Origin of the sequence: Aeromicrobium endophyticum (genome assembly GCF_003586285.1) — a bacterium.
In the GTDB taxonomy this organism is placed as follows: domain Bacteria; phylum Actinomycetota; class Actinomycetes; order Propionibacteriales; family Nocardioidaceae; genus Aeromicrobium; species Aeromicrobium endophyticum.
On the sequence record NZ_QUBR01000002.1, the window covers coordinates 788,628 to 810,042 of the forward strand.

Below are 21,415 nucleotides of genomic sequence, written 5' to 3' on the forward strand. Positions count from 1 at the left end.
CCTCACAAACGGTTGATGGGCGCAACAAAGAGGCCTGGGGTCAACCTCTGGCTCCAGTGTGTCACGGGTGCCCAAGCACCGGCATCTCAGGGTCCTCTCAGGACCGGCCCGGCCACTCGTGCACGGGCGACCCCGCGTGCATGTGCCGCTCGTACTCCACGGTGGTCGCCCTCATCGCCTCGGCACGGTCGCCCGTGAGGCCGCTCTGGTGTGCGAACTCCTCGATCAGCCAGGTGGCGCCGTTGCGGCCCGTGATGCAGCGCTGCTCGATGACGCCGAGCAACCGGTCGCGCACGTCGCCCGCCACGCCGAGCTGCTCGAGCCCCGTGTGCGCCAGCGGCAGCAGCTGGCGCAGCACCAGCTCGCGCACCGGCACCTCCCCCACGCCGGGCCAGTAGATCGACGCGTCGATGCCGGCCCGCGAGGCCTGGTGGAAGTTGTCCTCGGCCGCACGGAACGACAGCTGCGACCAGACGGGGCGCTCGCTCGACCCGAGCACCTTGACCAGCCCGTAGAACAGGGCGGCATTGGCCATCGTGTCGACGACCGTCGGGCCGGCCGGCAGCAGACGGTTCTCGATGCGCAGGTGGGGGCGTCCGTCGGCGACGTCGTAGATGGGCCGGTTCCAGCGGTAGACCGTGCCGTTGTGCAGCCGCAGCTCGGCCAGGTTGGGCACGCGCCCCGCCTCGAGCTCGGCGACGGGGTCCTCGTCGTCGACGATGGGCAGCAGGGCCGGGAAGTAGCGGCTGTTCTCCTCGAACAGGTCGAACACCGAGGTGATCCAGCGCTCGCCGAAGAACACGCGCGGACGCACCCCCTGCGCCTTGAGCTCCTCGCCGCGCGTGTCGGTGGCCTGCTCGAACAGCGCGATGCGGGTCTCGTGCCACAGCTGCCGTCCCAGCAGGAACGGGGAGTTGGCGCCCACGGCCACCTGCACCGCGGCGATGGCCTGCGCGGCGTTCCATGTCGGCGCGAAGTCCTCGGGCTCGACCTGCAGGTGCAGCTGGGTGCTGGTGCAGGCCGCCTCGGGGATGATGGTGTCGGCCGTGGTGTCGAGGCGGTCGACGCCGTCGATGACGATCTCGATGTCCTCGCCGCGGGCAGCAAGGATCTGCTCGGAGAGCAAGTGGTAGCGGGGATTGGCCGAGATCGCCTCGCGGCTGAAGTGCCCCTCGAGCAGCGTGGGCAGGATACCGATCATCAGCAGGTGCGTGTCGACCTCGGCGGCCTTGTCCTGCGCCGCGTTGAGGTCGTCGCGCAGCGACTGCTCCAGCGTCTCGAGTCCGGTGCCGTCGATCCGCGACGGCGGGACGTTGATCTCGATGTTGAACAGCCCGAGCTCGGTCTGGAAGTCCGGGTCGGCGATCGCCTCGAGCGCCTCGGCGTTCTTCAGGGCCGGGGCCCCGTCGCCGTCGACCAGGTTGAACTCGATCTCGATGCCCACCTGCGTGTGCTCGACGCTGAAGTCGTGCTCGCCGAGCATCCGGGCGAACACGTCGAGGCACCTGCGGACCTTGGCGCGGTAGAGCGTGCGGTCCTCACGACTGAACTCACGTGCGTCGACGTCCTGTCCCATGACGACAGCCTAGGGCTGCGCGGTACCGCGCGCCCGTGACGACGGACGACGGGCGGTGAGGATCAGCGTTCGGCGTCCCGCGACCCGGACTGGCCAGCGGATGGCAGCACGATGCCCGTGCCGCCGCCGGGCCAGCACGTGAAGCCCGCCGGCACCGGCTCCTTCGAGGCCACCATCTCCGAGAGGATGTCGAAGCAGCGCGAGACCAGCACGTTGGGGTCGTTGGACACCGAGCTCGACAGCTTGCGGTTGGCCTCGGCCTGCGCGTCGGCCGTCTGCTGCTTCTGGCGCGCGATGCGGGTGTTGGCCAGCTCGGCCTGGTAGTCGTTGATCTTGTCCTGCGTGGTCTTGTCGAACGAGACCAGCGGGATGATCACGCTGAGCACCTCGACCTGCTGTCCGACCTTCTGCCGCAACCTCGTCGTGACGGCCTCGGACAGCTCGTCGAGGCTCGGCGCCGTGGACGCACCATTGGTGTCGACCCCGGCCAGCGGGTCGTAGTCGGCGAACACCTCGTTGAGCGCGGCGTCGAGCTCGCGCGTCACGAGGCTGTCGCGGACGTTCTCGAACTCGCGGTAGTCGCGGTAGAGGTCGTCGGCCGAGTCCTGCACGATGCGCCAGCGCACCGAGTTGTCGACGCAGGCGACCGACTGGTTGCCGATGCGGATGTCGGTGCAGCTGCCATCGCCGTCACCGGCCTTGTGGGTGTCGGTCTGCACGGCGGCGTCGAACTCGGTGACCTTGTGCCAGGGCGCCTTCAGGTGCAGCCCGTTGCCGAGAGCGCCGACCGGACGTCCGAACGACGTCACCACCCCGACGTTCTTGGTCGTGACCTGGGTGACGCACGACGTCGCGAGCAGCACGAGAGCCAGGGCTGCGGTGGCGAGCGCGCCGTACCCGGTCCAGCGACGGACCGCAGCCGACGTCGGCGAGGCGGACGCGCCGCGGCGGCTCCTCCAGACGATCGCGACGACGAGCGCCACGACGAGCAGGAACACGGCGAGCGAGAGGTTGGCGGGCATGAGGTTCCTCGGGGTGAGGGCAGCGGGTCGGGAGCAGGCTATCCGTCGTCCGACAGGCTGTCGGCACCAGCGTCGACGAACGCGGTCCAGTGCGCGGGCGAGACTCCCTGCTCGAGGATCTCGAGGACGAGCCGCGCCATCGAGTAGGCGGGGTCGGCCCGCAGCGCACGCTCGACGGCGACGAGCGCCTGCGCCCCGTCGCCGGTCAGCCACGCCGCGAATGCCGTCAGGCTGAGCACGGCGGGCTCGAACGGCGGCACCACGCTGCCGCTCACGACCGTCAGCACCCGCAGCATGTCGTCGGCCGTCTCGCGGGTGATCCGGGCCCAGACGGCGTCACGGACGTCGATGCTGGACACGCAGGCCGCCAGTCGGATGAGGTCGGCGTCCGAGATCCGGCAGCCGGCCAGCGCCCGGTCGAGGATCGGATCGACCACCGTCAGGCCGACCGCAGCGACCTGGTCGGGCCAGGTGCGAGCCACCATCGGGACGACCTCGGCCACGATCTCGTCGGTGGCGCGCTCGAGCCAGCGTCGCCGCTCCCCCGTGACCGCGGCGAACCGGTCGACCAGCGACTCGCGGTCGGGCAGGATCTGCTGCCCCGCGGCCACGGCCTGCACGATCGCGAGATGGTGGTCGGACGTCTCGTAGGCGACACCGGCCGCCGGCGACCCGAGGGAGTCGGTCCAGTAGCGCTCGCCGTCGGCTCGCACGCGGACGACCAGCTCGATGTCGCCCGACTCGTCGAGCTCGGCATGGATCGCGTCGAGCAGGTCGAGCGCGACCTCCTGCCGGCGCGTGACCGCGACGAGGATGGCGCCCTCGGCGCCGTTGGCACGCAGGTGCCCCACGATGCGGGCCGCCTCCGCGTCGACGAGCTCGGGCGACGGGATGTCGGCGCGCAGCCTGAAGCCGAATCGGCGCCGCTCGCCCGTCGTCGCCACCGCGACGATCGACTCGTCGGGCCTGAAGCCGAACAGCGTGGGCAGGGAGTTGATGAGGTCCGAGGCGTCGTGCGCGACGAACAGCGAGGGGGTCTGGGTCATGCCGTCAACGCTCGTCGTCGCAAACCTCCGGCGACACCGTCCGGGGACCGCCTGTGGATCACCGAGATCCAGAGGCCGAGGTGTGGACGACGGCGGTGTCGGAGGTGGGAGCGACAATGGACGCATGCGGTCAACGGCGTCGATCATGCACCTCGACCTCGACGCGTTCTTCGCCTCCGTCGAGCAGCGCGACAAGCCCTCGCTGCGCGGCAAGCCCGTCATCGTCGGCGGCATCGGCCCCCGCGGCGTCGTCGCCACCGCCTCGTACGAGGCGCGCGTGCACGGCGTGCGATCGGCGATGCGCACCGCCGAGGCGCGGGCCCGGTGCCCTCACGCCGCCTTCCTCGGCGGCCGGTTCGACGCCTACCGCGAGGCCAGCCGGCTCGTGATGGAGCGCCTGCGCGAGGAGTCCGAGCTCATCGAGCCGCTGTCGCTCGACGAGGCCTTCGTCGACCTCGCGGCCGGCCCCGCCTTCGACCCCGACCGTGTCGCCGAGTCGGCCGAGCGCATCCGGGCCGACATCGCATCGGTCACCGGCGGGCTGACCGCATCGGTCGGCGTCGCCTCGTCCAAGCTCATGGCCAAGATCGCCAGCGAGATCAACAAGCCCGACGGGGTGTTCGTCGTCGCTCCCGGCACCGAGGTCGACGTGCTCGGTCCGATGCAGGCCACCGCGATCCCCGGCGTGGGCCCCGCCACCGCCGAGCGCCTGCGCCGCATGGGCATCATGACCGTCGACGAGGTGCGCCAGCAGAGCGAGGACGAGCTGGTGCGCCTGCTCGGCCAGGCCGCCGGGCGGTCGCTGCACCGGCTGGCCCGGGCCGACGACGACCGTCCCGTCGTGGCGTCGCGCGAGGCCAAGTCGGTCAGCGTCGAGGACACCTTCGAGCAGGACATCTCCGACCGCCTCCAGCTCGAGGCCATCATCGACCGCATGGCCCGCACGGTGTCGGGCCGCCTGCGCAAGAGCGGTCTGTCCGGACGCACCGTGACGCTCAAGATGCGGCACCACGACTTCGAGACGCACACGCGCTCGTCCACGCTGGCGCACCCCACCGACAGTGCGCGCGTCCTGGCCGACAAGGCCCGCGGGCTCCTGGCCGGCGAAGACATCAGCAACGGCCTGCGCCTGCTCGGGGTCGGCGTCAGCGGGCTGGCCGACTGGGTGCAGGACGACCTGTTCTCGTCGGGCGACGACGCCCCCGACGAGACCGACGACGAGGCGTCCGCGACCGTCGAGCAGCGCCCCGTCCGCTGGTACCCGGGCATGGACGTCCACCACGAGGCCCACGGCGACGGGTGGGTGTGGGGCGCCGGCCTCGGACGCGTCACGGTCCGCTTCGAGACCCGCTGGACGTCTCCGGGCCCGGTGCACACGTTCCGCGCCGACGACCCCGCGCTCGACGCGGGGCACAGCGGTACGTTTCAGTCATGACCGCGCCCGACACGTCCGTGCCCGCCCCCGTCGCGGAGCGCCGCCCCGTCAACCGCGTCCACCACGGCGACACGTTCGTCGACGACTACGAGTGGCTGCGCGACAAGGACGACCCAGCGACGCTGGCCTACCTCGAGGCCGAGAACGCCCACACCGACGCCGCCACGGCGCACCTCGAGCCGCTGCGCCAGCAGATCTTCGACGAGATCAAGTCGCGCACCCTCGAGACAGACCTGTCGGTCCCCACCCGTCACGGCGCCTGGTGGTACTACGCCCGCACCGTCGAGGGGCAGCAGTACGCCATCCGGTGCCGCTGCGCCGTGACCGATCCCGACGACTGGACCCCGCCGACGCTCGACGCGGGCAGCACGATCCCCGGCGAAGAGGTGCTGCTCGACTCCAACGTCGAGGCCGAGGGACACGAGTTCTTCTCGCTCGGAGCGTTCAGCGTCAGCGACGACGAGAACTTCCTCGCCTGGTCGGTCGACACGCAGGGCGACGAGCGCTACACGATCCGCATCAAGGACCTGCGCACCGGCGAGGTGCTGGCCGACGAGATCACCGGCGCGAGCGGCGGCGCCACGTGGTCGGCCGACGGCACGCACCTGTTCTACACGACGGTCGACGACGCGTGGCGACCGTTCCGCGTGTGGCGCCATGCCGTCGGGTCGACCGTCGACACCCATCCGTCCGGAGACGTGCTCGTGCACGAGGAGACCGACGAGCGCTACTTCGTGGGCGTCGGTCGTACCCACTCCGAGAAGTACCTCGTCATCGGCATGTCGTCCAAGATCACGAGCGAGTACCGCGTGCTCGAGGCCGACCAGCCGGAGGGCGAGTTCCGTGTCGTGCTCCCCCGCCGCGACGGTGTCGAGTACTCGCTCGAGCACGCCGTCATCGCCGGCGAGGACCGCTTCGTCATCCTGCACAACGAGGGTGCGATCAACTTCGAGCTCGTGACGGTGCCCGTCCAGGCCGAGCCGCTGGCCGACCTCGACGGCTGCACCGTCGTCATCGCCGGCAGCGACACCACGCGCCTCGAGGACGTCGACGTCTTCGCCCGCTACATCGTCGTGTCGTACCGCCGCGACGCGCTCGCCCGCATCGGGCTGCTGCCGCTCGACGGCGATGGCATCGGCGCCCTCGACGAGGTCGACTTCGGCGAAGAGCTGTTCACCAGTGGTGTCGGCGGCAACGCCGAGTGGGACCCGCCGCTCATCCGCGTCGGCGTCGGCTCGTTCGTCACGCCGTCGTCGGTCTACGACTACGACCCCTCCGCGCGGCAGCTCGTCCTGCGCAAGCAGGCGCCCGTGCTCGGCGGGTACGACCCCGACGAGTACGAGCAGCACCGCAGCTGGGCCGTCGCCGACGACGGCACCCGCGTGCCGGTCTCGATCGTCTGTCGCAAGGACACGCCCCGCGACGGCACCGCCCCCGCCCTCATCTACGGCTACGGCTCCTACGAGGCCAGCATGGACCCCGGCTTCTCGGTCATGCGGTTGTCGCTGCTCGACCGCGGCTTCGTGTTCGCGATCGCTCACGTGCGCGGTGGTGGCGAGCTCGGACGTCATTGGTACGACGACGGCAAGCAGCTGCACAAGAAGAACACGTTCACCGACTTCGTCGCCGCAGCACGTCACCTGGTCGACGAGGGCTGGACGTCGCCGGAGCGGCTCGTGGCCGAGGGCGGCAGTGCCGGCGGCCTGCTGATGGGAGCCGTGGCCAACCTCGCGCCCGACGCCTTCGCCGGCATCGTCGCGGCGGTGCCCTTTGTCGACGCGCTCACCACGATCCTCGACCCGTCGCTGCCGCTCACCGTCATCGAGTGGGACGAGTGGGGCAATCCCCTCGACGACCCCGAGGTCTACGCCTACATGAAGTCGTACACGCCGTACGAGAACGTCGGCGCGCACGCCTATCCCGCCATCTTGGCCGTCACCAGCCTGCACGACACCCGCGTCATGTTCGTCGAGCCCGCCAAGTGGGTCGCCCGCCTGCGCGCCACGGCCACCGGCGACGCGCCGATCCTGCTCAAGACCGAGATGCACGCCGGTCACGGAGGCGTCAGCGGGCGCTACGCGTCCTGGAAGGAGCGGGCCTGGGAGCTCGCCTGGATCATCGACACCGTCGGCACCGCCGATTCAGCACCGCCCCGGTCCGGCGGTGGCTCTGCCACCGGATGACGCGATCTCGCCGCTCGTACGGTGGACGGTCCACCGCCCGCGGCGTCGAACCGCGCACATAGCACGCACACCCTAAGACTTGACTGAGAGCGGAATCCTGAGGCACACTCGCGCGTTCCAATCAGTACAGACACTGATGGGAGGCGCACCGTGAGCACCAGAACCGGCAACACCACCGCCGAGGGCAAGGACAGCGTGGGCATGTACCTCGCCGAGATCGCCCGCACTCCCCTGCTCGACGCTGCACGAGAGGTCGAGCTGAGCAAGACGGTCGAGGCCGGACTGTTCGCCCGCCACCTGCTCGAAGAGGGCCGCGTGGGTCGCAAGAAGGGCGGAGCGCCCAAGTCGGCCACCGAGGACGAGCTGACCTGGCTCGCCGAAGAGGGCGACCGCGCGATCCAGGAGTTCATCCAGGCCAACCTGCGCCTGGTCGTCTCGATCGCCCGCAAGTACGGGCGCTCGGCCATGCCGATGCTCGACCTGGTCCAGGAGGGCAACACGGGCCTCATCCGCGCGGTCGAGAAGTTCGACTACGCCAAGGGCTTCAAGTTCTCGACATATGCCACGTGGTGGGTCCGTCAGGCGATCACCCGCGGCATCGCGCAGCAGGCACGTGTCGTTCGACTGCCCGTCCACGTCGTCGAAGAGCTCAACCAGGTCACCGCCGCGCGCCGCAACCTCGAGCGCCAGCTGGGCTACGACCCCGAGCCGGCCGAGATCGCTCTCGAGCTGGGCATGGACGTCGACCGCGTCATCGACCTGATGTCGTGGGGTCGCGATCACGTCAGCCTCGACTCCCCCGTCGACGACGACGGCGACACGTCGCTGGGTGACCTGATCGCCCGCGAGACGGCGCCCGGACCCGACTTCGCGGTGCTGGACGACGAGTCGCGCCACCTGGTGGCCAGCCTCGTCGACAACCTCGGCGAGCGGGAGGCCGACATCGTGCGAGCCCGTTACGGCCTGCTCGACGGCCGACAGCAGAAGCTGGCCGACATCGGCAAGCGTCACGGCATCTCGGCCGAGCGGGTCCGCCAGCTCGAGCGTGAGGCGCTCGCCACCCTGCGCCGGATCGCCGACCCCGACCTGGCCGCCTAGATCAGTCGCCGTCCGGCTCGCGCCGGGCGGCGGCCCTGGACGCGAGCTCGCTCCATATCCCCCCGACGATGAGGGCGAGCTCGCTCTCCGGACCGGTGTTGTCGATCACCAGATCGGCAGCACCGGTCCTTCGCTCTCTGGAGGCTTGTGCGGCGATGCGGGCACGTGCGTCGTCCGGCGTCATCCCACGCAGGGCCGTGAGTCGCTCGACCTGCACCTCGACGGGCACGTCGACGACCACGACGACGTCGCAGTGGGCGTCGGCGCCCATCTCGACCAGGAGGGGGTTGTCGTGCACGACCACTGCGTCGGGACCGGCCTCGTGCTCGCGGTGGGCCGCCAGGTCGCGGATCGCGGGATGCGTGATGCCGTTGAGATCGGCCAGCGCCGCCGCGTCGCCGAAGACGATGGCGCCCAGCGCCGGACGGTCGAGCGCGCCGTCGGCGGCGATCACGCCCTCGCCGAAGCGCTCGGCGATCGCGGCGAGCGCAGGACTTCCGGGCTCGACGATCTCGCGAGCCAGCAGGTCGTAGTCGATCACGACGGCACCGTGGCCGGCCAGCAACGCGCTCACGGTGCTCTTGCCCGAGCCGATGCCGCCGGTCAGACCGACTCTCAACGCCATCGGTCGTCTAGCGCGTGGCTGCGTTGCCGTACACGGTGACGTGCACGTGGTCCATGTGGTTGGCCGTGGCACCGCCACGGTCGCTCATGCCACGCCACGAGTTCGACGTCGCCGGACGCCAGATGCGCTGGCGCCAGATCAGGTACTCGACGCCTAGCTCGGCGCGATTGGCCTGCAGGTAGGACGCCACCTCGTTGCCGAGGTCGCTGGAGATCATGATGTCGAGCGAGTGCCCCGTCGCGTGCTCGCCGCGGCCGGCGATGCCGCCGTAGCGGACGATCGACGGGAACTTCGCGCAGATCGCGCGGTGCACCTTGACGGTGTCGGGCTGAAGCCCCTTCTCGACGCCGGAGCCGGACGCACAGGGCGCCGTGCCGATGGGCTCCTCGGCGGAGATCTTCGAGGCCTCGACCCAGCGCGGCACGTCGTTGTGCATGATCTGGGCCCACTTGCCGTCGGTCTCGCCCGTCACGTCGACCGAGTCGCCGTAGCCGACCGAGGCGAGCACCGGCGACGACGACTTGGCGTCGGCGTGCACCTCGATGTCGGTGGTCGCGTACCGCAGTCCCTCGATCTTGGCCTCGACGGCGGCGACGTTGGGGACCGGCGGACGCTCCGCGCTGCGGCTGACGTCGACGGGCGCCTGGCCCCTGCTGGCCGAGGCGGCGAACACGTCCTTGGCAGGAGCGGCTGCGGCAGCCCGGGAGAGATCGCGCGCCTTGGCGGGAGCCCCGTCGTGGAGCACGGCCGCGCCTGCGGCTCCGGCGACCGTCAGCATGCCGACGGTGGGCAGAACAGCCCATCTGGAGATGGTGCGACGTCTGCGCTGGAGCGTGCGGCGCGGTGCTGCGTGCTTGCTGTGGCGTTGGTCTGCCACGAAGTACCACCTAGTGCATCGACGACAATCGGCTCAGCGTCCGAGTCAACCATACTGAGACCAACGGTTCACCTCGAACGTCCACATCCTCGCGGGGCCGTGTGACCCATCTCTCATCGTCCGGAGGCTTCGTCATGTTCCCTGCCGTGCTCACCGCGTCCGACAGCGAGCAGCAGCAACGCCGGACGGCCGGCTCGCTGGCCTCCCTGGGGGCCGTCGAGGGCGATCGCATCGTCCTGGCCGTTCCCGGCAGCGCGGCCTATGTCAGCGTGGTGCTGGGCGCCCTGCGCCTCGGTGTGGTGCCGGTGCCGCTCGATCCTCGGCTCACGGCACACGAACGGGACGTCATCATCGAGGACGTGTCGCCCGTCCTGGTGGTCGACGAGCTCGCTGGTCTCGACTCCCTCGTGGACGGTCCGGAGGCTGAGCTCGGCGCGCTGCCGCGGTGCCGGCCGATGCACTTCACGTCGGGCACGACCGGACGACCCAAGGGCGTGTGGTCGGGGCTGCTGTCGCCCGAGCACGCTGCCGCCCTCGTCGCCGAGGAGCGCGACCTGTGGGGTTTCGCGCCGGAGGATGTCGACCTCGTCGTCTCGCCGATCTACCACTCCGCACCCTTGCGGTTCGCGATGGGCACGCTCCTGGCCGGGGGGTCGATCGCCGTCCTGCCCGCGTTCGCCCCCGAGACTTTCCTCTCCGCGGTCGAGGACGTGCGGCCGACGACGATGTTCTGCGTCCCGGCCCACCTGCAACGACTGTTCGCGCACGTCGACGAGCACGGGATGACGCCCGACATGTCGTCGTTCCGGCTGGTCGCGCACGCCGGAGCGCCGTGCCCCGAGCCCGTCCGCCGCCGCGCCCATGACCTGTTCGGGGTCGACGTCGTCTGGGAGTTCTACGGCTCGACGGAGGGCCAGTTCACCGCCTGCCCCGCGCACGAGTGGGTCCAGCATCCCGGCACGCTCGGCCACGCGCGCCCCGGCCGCTCCATCAGCGTCGACGACGACGGCCAGATCTGGTGCACGGTGCCGCCGTGGGCACGCTTCACCTACTGGAACGACCCTGACAAGACGGCCGGCGCCTGGCGCGACACGGCTGGCGGACCCGCCTTCACGGTCGGCGACCTGGGCCGGGTCGAGGACGGTCTGGTCTACCTCGACGCCCGACGCGACGATCTCATCATCAGCGGTGGGGTCAACGTCTACCCGGCGGAGGTCGAGGCGGCGCTCGAGAGCGTCGACGGCATCGTCGACGTGGCCGTCTTCGGCCGGGACGACGAGCGGTGGGGCCAGCGGGTCTGTGCGGCGTACGTGGGAGAGGTCGACGAGGCTGCGCTGCGCTCGGCAGCCGCCGAGCGCCTCGCTCCCCCGAAGCGTCCCAAGTCGTACGAGCGGCTCGCGGTCCTGCCCCGCACGGCGACCGGAAAGGTCAGGCGCACCGAGCTGGCCGGCTCGGACCACCCCCCGGCCTGACCCGGGACCGCCCCCGAACGACAGCACCCCCGGTCCGTGAGGACCGGGGGTGCTGGGGTTGAGCGGGAGACTTACGCCTCGCCGCCCGTGAGCTTCTCGCGAAGAGCTTGCAGCGCCTCGTCGGAGGCCAGCGAGCCCTCCTGGACGGGAGCGTCGGCACCGGCGGACGAGTCCGACGAGTAGTTCGACGCCTCGGCAGCCTCGAGGCCGGCCTTCTCGGCCTCCTCGATCTGCTTCTTGTGGGCTTCCCAGCGCTCGTGAGCCTCGGCGTACTGCTTCTCCCAAGTGGCGCGGGCCTCGTCGAAGCCTTCCTGCCACTCGCCGGTCTCGGGGTCGAAACCTTCGGGGTAGATGTAGTTGCCCTGCTCGTCGTACGAGGAGGTCATGCCGTACAGCGTCGGGTCGAAGTCGTCGCTGACGGCGGCCTCGGTCTCGTTGGCCTGCTTGAGCGACAGCGAGATGCGGCGACGCTCGAGGTCGATGTCGATGATCTTGACCATGACCGAGTCGCCGATCTGGACGACCTGCTCGGGGATCTCGACGTGACGCTCGGCGAGCTCGGAGATGTGCACCAGGCCCTCGATGCCCTCCTCGACGCGGACGAACGCACCGAAGGGGACCAGCTTGGTCGCCTTGCCGGGCACGATCTGCCCGATCTGGTGCGTGCGGGCGAAGTGCTGCCAGGGGTCTTCCTGGGTGGCCTTGAGCGACAGCGAGACACGCTCGCGGTCCATGTCGACGTCGAGCACCTCGACGGTGACCTCGTCGCCGACCTGGACGACCTCGTTGGGGTGGTCGATGTGCTTCCAGGACAGCTCGGAGACGTGGACGAGACCGTCGACGCCGCCGAGGTCGACGAACGCACCGAAGTTGACGATCGACGAGATGACGCCCTTGCGCACCTGCCCCTTCTGGAGCTCGGTGAGGAAGTTCTGGCGGACGGCCGACTGCGTCTGCTCGAGCCAGGCACGGCGCGACAGGACCACGTTGTTGCGGTTCTTGTCGAGCTCGATGATCTTGGCCTCGATCTTCTGACCGATGTACGGGTCGAGGTCGCGCACGCGGCGCATCTCGACCAGCGAGGCGGGCAGGAAGCCGCGCAGACCGATGTCCATGATCAGGCCACCCTTGACGACCTCGATGACGGTGCCCTCGACGACGCCGTCCTCGGCCTTGATCTTCTCGATGTCGCCCCACGCGCGCTCGTACTGCGCGCGCTTCTTGGACAGGATGAGGCGGCCTTCCTTGTCCTCCTTCTGGAGGACGAGGGCTTCGACGCTGTCGCCGACGGAAACGACCTCGTTGGGGTCGACGTCGTGCTTGATGGACAGCTCGCGCGAGGGGATGACGCCTTCGGTCTTGTAACCGATGTCGAGGAGGACCTCGTCGCGGTCGACCTTGACGATGATGCCCTCGACGATGTCGCCGTCGTTGAAGTACTTGATGGTGAGGTCGATCGCGGCGAGGAAGTCTGCCTCAGAGCCGATGTCGTTGACCGCTACCTGGGGTGCCACGTGGGCGATGCTGCTTGTCATAAAGGAGTTGCTCCGATGGATGGGTGGAATTGTCGGGCACGCATGAAAGCCCTTTTATCGTGAGGACGCCGGCGATATTCGCCCGGCCGGGCACGAGTACGAGCCTGCTCTGTCCGAGGTGCATACAGGCGTTCTGCGCAGAATCAAGCGTACGCGACAGCCCCGCCGGCAGGACAGGTGGGTGGCGACCCTCTTCTGCCGGCAGTCAGACGGTGCGGGACGGCACAGGTCAGGCGGGCGACAGGAAGGCCGACAGCGCCCGCGCGTACGGATCGACGTCGGCGGCGCCCATCGTCTCGCGAGCCGAGTGCATCGCCAGCTGGGGCGCTCCCACGTCGACGGTCAGCATGCCGGTGCGGGCTGCACTGAGGGGGCCGATCGTCGAGCCGCACGGCAGGTCGGCACGGTGCTCGTAGCGCTGCAGCGGCACGCCTGCCTGCTCGCAGGCGCGGACGAAGTGGGCCGTGCCCGGGGCGTCGGTGGCGTACCGCAGGTTGGGGTGCAGCTTGAGCACCGGTCCCCCGCCGATGGCGATGTGGTGCAGCGGCTCGTGACGCTCGGCGTGGTTGGGGTGCGTCGCGTGCGCCATGTCGCCCGACGCGCACACCGAGGCCGCGACAGCCCGGTGGTAGTCGTCGCGCGTGCCCCCGGCCGCCAGGACGATGCGCTCGAGCACCGTCGCGAGCAGGTCGGACTGGGCGCCACGCTCGGACGTGCTGCCGACCTCCTCGTGGTCGAACAGCGCGAGCACCGGACGGATGCCAGCGGTCGGTGTCGCGGCGAGCAGGGCCCGGGTGCCGGCGAAGCACGTGACCTGGTTGTCGAGGCGCGGCGCACTGACCAGCTCGGCGTCGACGCCGATGAGCGCACTCGGCTGCGCGTCGTGGGTCATCAGCTCGAAGCCCAGCACGTCGGCGGCGTCGACACCCGCCCGCTCGGCCACCACCTCGAGGAAGGATCCGCGCGAGGTCGACCAGATGCCGTTGAGGTGCCGCTGGGGGTCGACCTCGAGCGGCTTGCGGTCGGAGAGGTGGATCGCGAGCTGCGGAACCCGCAGCACCGGCTCGCCCACGTGCACCAGCACGTCGCGGCCGTCGCGCAGCGACAGGCGTCCGGCGATGCCGAGGTCACGGTCGAGCCACGAGTGCAGCCATGCACCGCCGTACGGCTCGAGCGCGACCACGCCGAGGCCCTCGGGCGAGAGGTCGTGGTGCTGCTTGAGCCGCAGGTTGGGGCTGTCGGTGTGGCCGCCGACGACGCGGAAGGCGTCGTGCGGAGCACTGCTCGACTCCGACGACCATGCGACGAGGGAGCCGCCTCGGACGACGTAGAAGCGTCCGGGCTCCGTGGGCCAGCCCTCGTGCTCGGCCAGCCGGCGGTACCCGGCGGACTCGAGCTCGGCGGCCACGGTGGCGCAGACGTGGAACGGCGTGGGCGATCGGTCGACGAAGGCGCACAGGTCGGCGGCGGGAGCGATGGTCATCAGGTCCACAGACTAGAACACCGCGGCGCCGCCACCCGGTGGGGTGGCGACGCCGCGGTGTCGTGTGGTGTGACTCAGCCGAGGATGCGGCGACGACGGATCGTCGCGACCGCGCCGGCCATAGCGAGCAGCGCGATGGCAGCGATGCCGCGCTTGAGGTTGGCCGAGTCCTCACCCGACTCACCCGCGATCTCGTACTTGTACGCCGTCAGCGCCGTGGCGCCCTCGGGGCTGCCGTACGGCTGCGCCGAGGCGGCCCGCTTGGCACCGGCCTCGAGCAGCGCGTAGCGCTTGCCGAAGTCGACGGCCGTGGCGTCGCCGCGCTGGACGAGCTGGCTCGTGCCCTCCTTGGAGAGACGCTCCGCACCCTCCGGGAGCGCCGGAGCGCTCTCGGCCGCGGTGTCGAGACCCTCGGCCAGCTGGCCCGAGCCGCTGGCAGCGGTGCCCAGACCGTCGGACAGCTTGCTCGCGCCGTCAGACAGCTTGCCCGTGCCGTCCTTCAGTGCACCGGCACCGGCGTCGAGCTTCTCGGTTCCGGCCTTGAGGTCGCCCGTGCCCTTCGACAGCGCGCCTGCGCCGGCGTCCAGGTCGCCCGCGCCCTTCGACAGATCCCCGGTGCCGTCCTTGAGCTGTCCGGCTCCGGTCGAGAGCTTCTTCAGACCATCGGCCAGCTCGCCGCCCTTTCCTTCGAGCTTGGTAAGGCCCCCGATGAGCTGCGCCACGCCGTTGCGCAGGCTCGGACCCTGACCACCGTTGCCGTCGGGGATGGTGGACGTGGGCGTACCGACTCCGCCCGCAACTCCGCCTGTCAACTGGTCCACCCCATTGTTGACGCCCGACTTGAGCGGCGGTGCCAGGTTCCCGTCCATCGCGCTCTTCAGACCGTTCTTGAGCCCAGTCTTCGTCCCGGCGACGTTGCCGGCGAAGGTGGCCTTCTCGGTCGGGGTCGCGGAGCTGGCCTGGACCAACGCGTTCAAGTTGTCGAGCGCGCCGTTGAGGCTGGGGGCGAACCCGTCCACGAAAGCAGTGATCGCGCCGTCAACGGAGTTGGCGAAGGTGTTCTTGAACGTCGTCCCACCCGCAGTCGTGGCCGCACTGAGCTTGACCAGGCCCGCGTCGACGCTCTGCGCACCAGCCTTCAGCTGGGCGACGCCTTCGAGGAGGGCCGGTCCGCCGGCTGCGGCGGTCTTGAGACCGTCCGACAGGTCGGAGGCACCCTTGTTGAGCTTGTTGGCTCCGGCGCTGAGCTTGTCGGTGCCGTCCGAGAGCTGGCCGGCACCCTTCTTCAGCTTGGTGGCGCCGTCGCTCAGGTCGCCCGTGCCGCCGCTGAGCTTCTTGGCACCGGCATCGAGGTCGCCTGCGCCCTTCGCCAGCTTCTTGGCACCGGGGGCCGCGTCGTCCTGCAGGCCCTTGCTGAGCTTGTCGGCACCGTCGCGCAGCTGGATGATGCCGTCGACCAGGTCGCTGGCACCGTCACGCAGCTTGAGCACGTTGGTGTCGATCTGCGTGGCACCGGCCGTGAGGTCCTGACCGGTCTCGGCGCCGCCGCTGTAGCCGCTGGCGGCCGTCGCGAACGACGTGTTCTGCAGCGGGTCGACCGGCAGGGCCGAGATCGACGCGGCCGGGATGACGGCGTCCTTGACCTGGGCCTTGTAGCCGATCTCGGCCGTGGCCTTGCCGATCGGCGGGATCAGCGTCATCGTGAACGACAGCTGCGTGCCGCCGCGTCCGTCACCGGCCGCGTTGGCGCCGTCGGTCTGGACCTTGGTGAACGACGACGGGAGCACCGTGGTCATCGAGGCGACCATGGGGACGACGACGCGCTCAGGTGCCGACACCTCGGCGCCCGTGCCGTTCTTGTAGGTGACGTCCTCGGTGGTGCCGGTGGTGTTGGTGATGACGTAGCGCACCTCGAGCTCGCCGGACTTGCCGACGACGTCGCCCGGCTCGATCTTCTTGCCGTCGAGCGTGTAGGTGGCCTTGACATCGATCGGCAGCTGCTTGGTGAAGGTCGAGACCGAGCGGTACTTCTTGGTGCCGTCGACGCTGGTCTTGACGCGGACCTTGCCGTCACGGACGTCGAAGCCGCCGAAGCCGTCGAGGTTGCGCAGGCCGCTGGTCGAGACGGGGTTGGAGATATCGACCTTGCCCTTGCCGATGAGGACGAGCTGGTCGTAGACACGCTTGGTGTCGACCTTGCCGGACGCATCGGTCTGGATCTGGACGGTCTCGGTGTTGCTGACCTTGACGTCGCCGTCGACGGTCTCGGCGGCGAACGCACCGGGAGCGACGACGCCGGCGACGGCGAGGGAAAGGCCGGAGACACCGATGATGGTGCTGCGACGGCGGTTGCGGGCGCTCATGCGGTGGCCTCCGAACGGTGACGGGAATCTTCATCAAGCTCGGCGTGCTCGGCCTCGCGGTGCTCGGCGATGTCCTCGCCCAGCAGTGCGGATCCGAGGACGCCCATGGCGACGGCCAGCAGCACCGTGGTGGCAGCCGTGACCGAGTCGTCGAGGAACATCGACGGCGTGGCCGTGTACGTCTCCTCGTAGGCGCCGACCATCGCGGCCGCGCCGACGAGGGCCGACCACAGCGGGATGCGTCCCCCGGTCGAGGCGGTGATCAGCATCGCGACGGCGATGACGACGAACACGACGACCGCACGCGCGGTGTCGGTGTCGGGCAGCATGCCGGCGCGCAGGCCGTAGCCGACCCAGGCCAGCACGAAGCCGATGGCGAAGCCGATGATGCGCTGCGCGAGCGAGCGGTCGGGCACGAGCCCGATGACGCCGCCGAGCGTGACGCCGAGAAGGGCGACCTGGTCGAGGTCGAGCCCGAGCGCGTTGCCGAACGCAATCGTCAGCGCGCCGAAGAGCGCGAGAACGGCTCCCTTGATGACACGAGTTTTCATGTGTGTTTGCGACGAGTGGCTGCACCGTCAGGCGCATCAAGAACCCTCGTCGACTCCCTCCAGGGGCTAATGGAATCACATGTCGGGGTCAAATCGGTCATGGCAAGCATTCGTGGCGCACATCACTTACCCGTAAGTAACCTGAATCGCGACACAATCGCTGTCACGACGGGGTGTGCAGACCCTGTCTCGGCCGGGGCCGGTAGGGTCTTCAGGTGAGGTCAACGCGCGCGTCGCTGTCGGGCGGCACGCTCGTCGCCGCCGGCATGATGGGGATGAACATCGCCGTCTACGGGTTCAACATCGTCGCGGCCAGGATCCTCGACACCCGCGACCTCGGCGCGCTGACGGCCCTGTTCGGCATCCTGCTCGTCGGCACGGTGGCGGCCTTCGGCCTACAGGCGACGACGGCCCGTCGCATCGCCACCTCCCCGCAGGAGGTCGACCAGATCATCGGTGCGTCGCTGCGCCTCACGATGGCCGTTGCCGCCGGCGTCGGTCTGGCTGTGGCCGCGTCGTCGATCGGCCTCACGCCGGCACTCAAGCTGAGCAGCTACTGGCCCGTCGTCCTGGCCGGTGCCGCCCTCGTCCCGCTGACGATCATGGGCACCCTGTCGGGCATCGCTCAAGGCCAGTCGCGGTGGGGGACGCTGACGGCGATCTACCTCGGCAACGGAGTGGGACGGCTGGTCGGCGGCACCGTCGCGATGCTCATCGACCCGAGCCCCACGTCGGCGATGGTGGGCATCGCGATCGGCTCGTGGCTGCCCATCGTGGCGGGCGCACCGCTCATGATCGGGCACTGGACCATGGCCGCCCGGGGCACGGGACGCCACCTGCTGCGCGAGGTGACGATGTCGACCCACGCCCTGCTCGCCTACTTCGTGCTCAGCAACATGGACGCGTTGATCGCCCGCAACCGGCTCGGCGAGCACGACAGCGGGTTGTACGCGTCGGGGCTCATCCTGGCCAAGGCAGCACTCTTCCTGCCGCAGTTCGTCAGCGTCGTGCTGTTCCCCGACCTGGCGCGCTCGACCGACGACCGAGCACGGCTGCGAGCGGTGTCGATCGTCGCCGGGATGGGCGCCCTGGCGGTCGCCGCGACGGTCGCCCTGCCCGACGTCGCGCAGATCCTGACCGGCGGCAGCAAGTACGCCGAGGTGAGCGACCGGCTGTGGTTGTTCGCCGTGTCGGGGTCGTCGCTCGCGATCGTGCACCTGCTGGTGTTCGACGCTCTCGCGCGCCGCGCGCACGGCATCGTCGTGATGATCTGGGTGGCGGTCGCCGCGGTGCTCGCCATCACCTACGGCGTCGGCGTCGGCCTCACCGGTCTGGTCGTCACGATGGCCACGGTGTCGGCGGCTCTCGCCGTCGTGGTGTACGCGGCCCCCGTGCTGGGCCGCGACACCGCGGATCGGCTCGGCTGAGACCTCGGCGATCAGTGCCCGGCGTCGTGCCAGGTGCGACCGGCACCGACCGAGACGTCGAGGGGCACCGACAGCTCGGCCGCCGAGGCCATCTGCTCGCGCACCAGCGCCTCGACCTGCTCGCGCTCGGCCTCGGTGACCTCGAGCACGAGCTCGTCGTGCACCTGCAGCAGCATGCGCGATGTCAGCCCGGCGTCACCGAGCGCCCGCTCGACCCCGAGCATCGCGACCTTGATGATGTCGGCGGCCGAGCCCTGGATCGGCGCGTTGAGCGCCATCCGCTCGGCCATCTCGCGACGCTGACGGTTGTCGCTCTGCAGGTCGGGGAGGTAGCGGCGACGTCCCATGATGGTCTCGGTGTAGCCGGTCTGACGGGCCTCGTCGACGAGGCTGCGCAGGTAGTCGCGCACGCCGCCGAACGTCTCGAAGTAGTCGTCCATCAACCGCTGAGCCTCGCCGGTGGTGATGCTCAGCTGCTGGCTGAGGCCGTACGACGACAATCCGTAGGCCAGTCCGTAGTTCATCGCCTTGATGCGGGCGCGCAGCCCGCCGTCGATGTCGGACGGATCGCGCTCGAAGACCTTGGCGGCCATGACGGTGTGGAAGTCGTGGCCCGAGCGGAACGCCTCGATCAGGTCGGCGTCCTCTGACAGGTGCGCCATGATGCGCATCTCGATCTGGCTGTAGTCGGCCGTCAGCAGGAGGTCGTAGCCGTCGCGGACGCAGAACGCCTCGCGGATGCGTCGGCCCGACTCGGTGCGGATCGGGATGTTCTGCAGGTTGGGGTCGGCCGAGCTGAGCCGGCCGGTCGCGGCGATGGTCTGGGCGTACGTCGTGTGGATCCGGCCATCGGGTTGGACGGTCTTCTGCAGGCCCTCGACCGTCTGGCGCAGCCGCGTGACGTCGCGGTGCGACAGCAGGGACGCCAGGAACGGGTGCTCGGTCTTGACGAACAGCTGCTGCAGCGCCTCGGCATCGGTCGTGTAGCCCGTCTTGGTCTTCTTGGTCTTGGGCATCTCGAGCTGCTCGAACAGCACCTCCTGCAGCTGCTTCGGCGAGCCGAGGTTGACCTCGCGGCCGATCGCGTCGTAGGCGCCCTGCGCCGCTGCGAGCATCCGCTCGGTGAACTCGGCGTGCAGCGTGTCGAGGTGGTCGGTGTCGACGCCGATGCCTCGCGACTCCATGCGGGCGAGCACGTCGACGAGCGGCAGCTCGAGGTCGCGCAGGAGCGTCAGCGACTCCTGCTGCTCGAGCTCGGACTCGAGCACCGCCCAGAGGTCGAGTGCTGCGCGGGCGCGCTGTGCCGCGGTGTCGGCGCCGGCCGTGTTGTCGTCGAAGGCCAGCTGACCGGAGCCGGCATCGACGACGAGCTCGCGCTTGAGGTAGCGCAGCGACAGGTCGGCCAGGTCGTACGAGCGTTGGTCGGGCTTGACGAGGTAGGTGGCCAGCGCCGTGTCGGCCCGCACGCCCGCCGGCGTCCAACCCTGCGCCTGGAGCGCGTGCAGCTGACCCTTGGCGTCGTGGAGCACCTTGGGCCGTGCCGGGTCGGCCAGCCACCTGCCCAGCGCGGCGTCGTCGGACGCGTCGAGCGTCGTGGTGTCGATCCAGGCCGCGGCACCGCCGGCGGATGCCAGCGCGATCGCGTCGGCCCTCGCACCGACGGGCCGCAGCACACCCGTGACGTCGACCCCCACGGCGGCGGTCTGGTCGGTCGCGTGCTCGTCGAGCCATGCCACGACCTGCCCGGCACCGAGCACGGAGACGTCGATCGCGATGGCGGCGTCGCCCTCGACGTGCTCGTCTCCCCCGCCGAGGTACTCGAACAGGCGCGTGCGCAGCGCGGCGAACTCGAGGGCGTCGAACACCGTGTGGATCGCGTCGCGGTCCCACTCGGTCGTGAACGCGAGGTCGGCCGGGCCGGCCGGCAGGTCGAGGTCGCGGATCAGCGCGTTGATGCTGCGGTTGCGGATGACGTCGTCGAGGTGGGCGCGCATCGACTCCCCCGCCTTGCCGGGGATCTGGTCGACCTTGGCGATGATCTCGTCGAGCGAGCCGAACTGACCGAGCCACTTGGCGGCCGTCTTGGGCCCGACGCCGGGAACGCCCGGGAGGTTGTCGCTCGTCTCGCCGACCATCGCCGCGATGTCGGGATAGTTGACCGGCGCGACGCCGTACTTGTCCTGCACCGCCCCGGGCGTCATGCGTGCCAGGTCGGAGACGCCCTTGCGCGGGTAGAGCACGGTCGTGGTGTCGGTGACGAGCTGCAGCGCGTCGCGGTCGCCCGTGCAGATCAGCACCTCCATGCCCTGCGCCTCGGCCTGCGTCGCGAGCGTGCCGATGATGTCGTCGGCCTCGAAGCCGTCCTTCTCGAACGTCTGGATGTGCAGGGCGTCGAGCACCTGCTTGATCAGCGGGATCTGGCCGGTGAACTCCTGCGGCGACTTGGAGCGGTTGCCCTTGTAGTCGGGGTACTGCTCGAGCCGGAAGGTCTGGCGCGAGACGTCGAACGCCACCGCGACGTGCGTCGGGGCCTCGTCGCGCAGCACGTTGATGAGCATCGACGTGAAGCCGAAGACGGCGTTGGTGTGCTGCCCGGTCGTCGTCGAGAAGTTGTCGACGGGCAGGGCGAAGAAGGCACGGTAGGCGACCGAATGGCCGTCGATCAGCAGGAGGCGGTCCACCCGACCGACTCTAGTCGTCGCCACCGACGAGATGCTCGGCC

At 70.0% G+C, this 21,415-nt stretch carries 15 protein-coding genes; 5 read left to right on the plus strand and 10 right to left on the minus strand.

Going from position 1 to position 21,415, the window contains the following annotated elements:
- Window positions 1–97: 97 nt before the first annotated feature.
- From DX116_RS14400 to DX116_RS14410, 3 genes are all read right to left on the minus strand, one after another.
- Entirely contained in the window at window positions 98–1,576 is a 1,479-nt protein-coding gene (locus tag DX116_RS14400) for a glutamate--cysteine ligase family protein (protein WP_119704929.1), read from the minus strand.
- 62 nt (window positions 1,577–1,638) lie between these two features.
- The gene (locus DX116_RS14405; RefSeq protein ID WP_119704930.1) at window positions 1,639–2,598 is read right to left on the minus strand and encodes an SPFH domain-containing protein; all 960 of its coding nucleotides are present in this window, start codon (window positions 2,596–2,598) and stop codon (window positions 1,639–1,641) included.
- A gap of 38 nt (window positions 2,599–2,636) precedes the next feature.
- Window positions 2,637–3,644 (minus strand): DUF4192 domain-containing protein, encoded by a 1,008-nt coding sequence (locus DX116_RS14410; RefSeq protein WP_158592001.1) that lies wholly within the window; start codon window positions 3,642–3,644, stop codon window positions 2,637–2,639.
- Window positions 3,645–3,768: 124 nt separating this feature from the next.
- Here DX116_RS14410 and DX116_RS14415 point away from each other — a divergent pair, with 124 nt between their 5' ends.
- The 3 genes from DX116_RS14415 to DX116_RS14425 all read left to right on the plus strand — a co-directional run bounded on the left by DX116_RS14415 (window position 3,769) and on the right by DX116_RS14425 (window position 8,360).
- Window positions 3,769–5,079, plus strand: coding sequence for a DNA polymerase IV (locus DX116_RS14415; RefSeq protein WP_119705655.1), 1,311 nt, complete (start codon window positions 3,769–3,771; stop codon window positions 5,077–5,079).
- Window positions 5,076–7,262: a S9 family peptidase gene (locus DX116_RS14420; RefSeq protein ID WP_199716086.1), complete on the plus strand. Its 2,187-nt coding sequence runs from the start codon at window positions 5,076–5,078 to the stop codon at window positions 7,260–7,262. Before DX116_RS14415 ends, DX116_RS14420 begins: the two co-directional genes overlap by 4 nt.
- A gap of 201 nt (window positions 7,263–7,463) precedes the next feature.
- Window positions 7,464–8,360 (plus strand): sigma-70 family RNA polymerase sigma factor, encoded by an 897-nt coding sequence (locus DX116_RS14425; protein WP_119705657.1) that lies wholly within the window; start codon window positions 7,464–7,466, stop codon window positions 8,358–8,360.
- Window position 8,361: 1 nt separating this feature from the next.
- Here DX116_RS14425 and coaE read toward each other — a convergent pair whose 3' ends face one another.
- Complete coding sequence (coaE, locus tag DX116_RS14430; protein WP_119704932.1) at window positions 8,362–8,985, minus strand: dephospho-CoA kinase; 624 nt, start codon at window positions 8,983–8,985, stop codon at window positions 8,362–8,364.
- A 7-nt stretch (window positions 8,986–8,992) separates the two neighbouring features.
- Window positions 8,993–9,763, minus strand: a complete 771-nt coding sequence (locus tag DX116_RS14435; protein WP_119704933.1) for an SH3 domain-containing protein — start codon at window positions 9,761–9,763, stop codon at window positions 8,993–8,995.
- A gap of 233 nt (window positions 9,764–9,996) precedes the next feature.
- On the opposite strand from DX116_RS14435, the gene DX116_RS14440 reads away from it, so the two are divergent.
- On the plus strand, window positions 9,997–11,334 hold the full coding sequence (locus tag DX116_RS14440) for a class I adenylate-forming enzyme family protein (RefSeq protein ID WP_119704934.1): 1,338 nt from the start codon (window positions 9,997–9,999) through the stop codon (window positions 11,332–11,334).
- A 71-nt stretch (window positions 11,335–11,405) separates the two neighbouring features.
- Here DX116_RS14440 and rpsA read toward each other — a convergent pair whose 3' ends face one another.
- The 4 genes from rpsA to DX116_RS14460 all read right to left on the minus strand — a co-directional run bounded on the left by rpsA (window position 11,406) and on the right by DX116_RS14460 (window position 17,266).
- Window positions 11,406–12,869 (minus strand): 30S ribosomal protein S1, encoded by a 1,464-nt coding sequence (gene rpsA, locus DX116_RS14445; RefSeq protein ID WP_119704935.1) that lies wholly within the window; start codon window positions 12,867–12,869, stop codon window positions 11,406–11,408.
- 229 nt (window positions 12,870–13,098) lie between these two features.
- Window positions 13,099–14,352 carry a M18 family aminopeptidase gene (locus tag DX116_RS14450; protein WP_119704936.1) on the minus strand — a complete coding sequence of 418 codons (1,254 nt, stop codon included), beginning with the start codon at window positions 14,350–14,352 and terminating at the stop codon, window positions 13,099–13,101.
- Between the two features lie 74 nt (window positions 14,353–14,426).
- Window positions 14,427–16,715 (minus strand): hypothetical protein, encoded by a 2,289-nt coding sequence (locus tag DX116_RS14455; protein WP_119704937.1) that lies wholly within the window; start codon window positions 16,713–16,715, stop codon window positions 14,427–14,429.
- Window positions 16,712–17,266 (minus strand): hypothetical protein, encoded by a 555-nt coding sequence (locus tag DX116_RS14460; protein WP_119704938.1) that lies wholly within the window; start codon window positions 17,264–17,266, stop codon window positions 16,712–16,714. The genes DX116_RS14455 and DX116_RS14460 overlap by 4 nt, the downstream gene beginning before the upstream one ends.
- 215 nt (window positions 17,267–17,481) lie before the next feature.
- Here DX116_RS14460 and DX116_RS14465 point away from each other — a divergent pair, with 215 nt between their 5' ends.
- Window positions 17,482–18,693: a lipopolysaccharide biosynthesis protein gene (locus DX116_RS14465; RefSeq protein WP_147393675.1), complete on the plus strand. Its 1,212-nt coding sequence runs from the start codon at window positions 17,482–17,484 to the stop codon at window positions 18,691–18,693.
- Between the two features lie 11 nt (window positions 18,694–18,704).
- Here DX116_RS14465 and polA read toward each other — a convergent pair whose 3' ends face one another.
- Window positions 18,705–21,374, minus strand: coding sequence for a DNA polymerase I (gene polA / locus DX116_RS14470; RefSeq protein WP_119704940.1), 2,670 nt, complete (start codon window positions 21,372–21,374; stop codon window positions 18,705–18,707).
- Between the last annotated feature and the right edge of the window lie 41 nt (window positions 21,375–21,415).

Coding starts and splice junctions, on each gene's coding strand:
- DX116_RS14450 (WP_119704936.1), bottom strand. CDS start 14,352: ATGACCATCGCTCCCGCCGCCGACCTGTGCGCCTTCGTCGACCGATCG.
- DX116_RS14400 (WP_119704929.1), bottom strand. CDS start 1,576: ATGGGACAGGACGTCGACGCACGTGAGTTCAGTCGTGAGGACCGCACG.
- DX116_RS14415 (WP_119705655.1), top strand. CDS start 3,769: ATGCGGTCAACGGCGTCGATCATGCACCTCGACCTCGACGCGTTCTTC.
- DX116_RS14440 (WP_119704934.1), top strand. CDS start 9,997: ATGTTCCCTGCCGTGCTCACCGCGTCCGACAGCGAGCAGCAGCAACGC.
- DX116_RS14410 (WP_158592001.1), bottom strand. CDS start 3,644: ATGACCCAGACCCCCTCGCTGTTCGTCGCGCACGACGCCTCGGACCTC.
- rpsA (WP_119704935.1), bottom strand. CDS start 12,869: ATGACAAGCAGCATCGCCCACGTGGCACCCCAGGTAGCGGTCAACGAC.
- coaE (WP_119704932.1), bottom strand. CDS start 8,985: ATGGCGTTGAGAGTCGGTCTGACCGGCGGCATCGGCTCGGGCAAGAGC.
- DX116_RS14455 (WP_119704937.1), bottom strand. CDS start 16,715: ATGAGCGCCCGCAACCGCCGTCGCAGCACCATCATCGGTGTCTCCGGC.
- DX116_RS14460 (WP_119704938.1), bottom strand. CDS start 17,266: ATGAAAACTCGTGTCATCAAGGGAGCCGTTCTCGCGCTCTTCGGCGCG.
- DX116_RS14405 (WP_119704930.1), bottom strand. CDS start 2,598: ATGCCCGCCAACCTCTCGCTCGCCGTGTTCCTGCTCGTCGTGGCGCTC.
- DX116_RS14420 (WP_199716086.1), top strand. CDS start 5,076: ATGACCGCGCCCGACACGTCCGTGCCCGCCCCCGTCGCGGAGCGCCGC.
- DX116_RS14425 (WP_119705657.1), top strand. CDS start 7,464: ATGTACCTCGCCGAGATCGCCCGCACTCCCCTGCTCGACGCTGCACGA.
- DX116_RS14435 (WP_119704933.1), bottom strand. CDS start 9,763: ATGCTGACGGTCGCCGGAGCCGCAGGCGCGGCCGTGCTCCACGACGGG.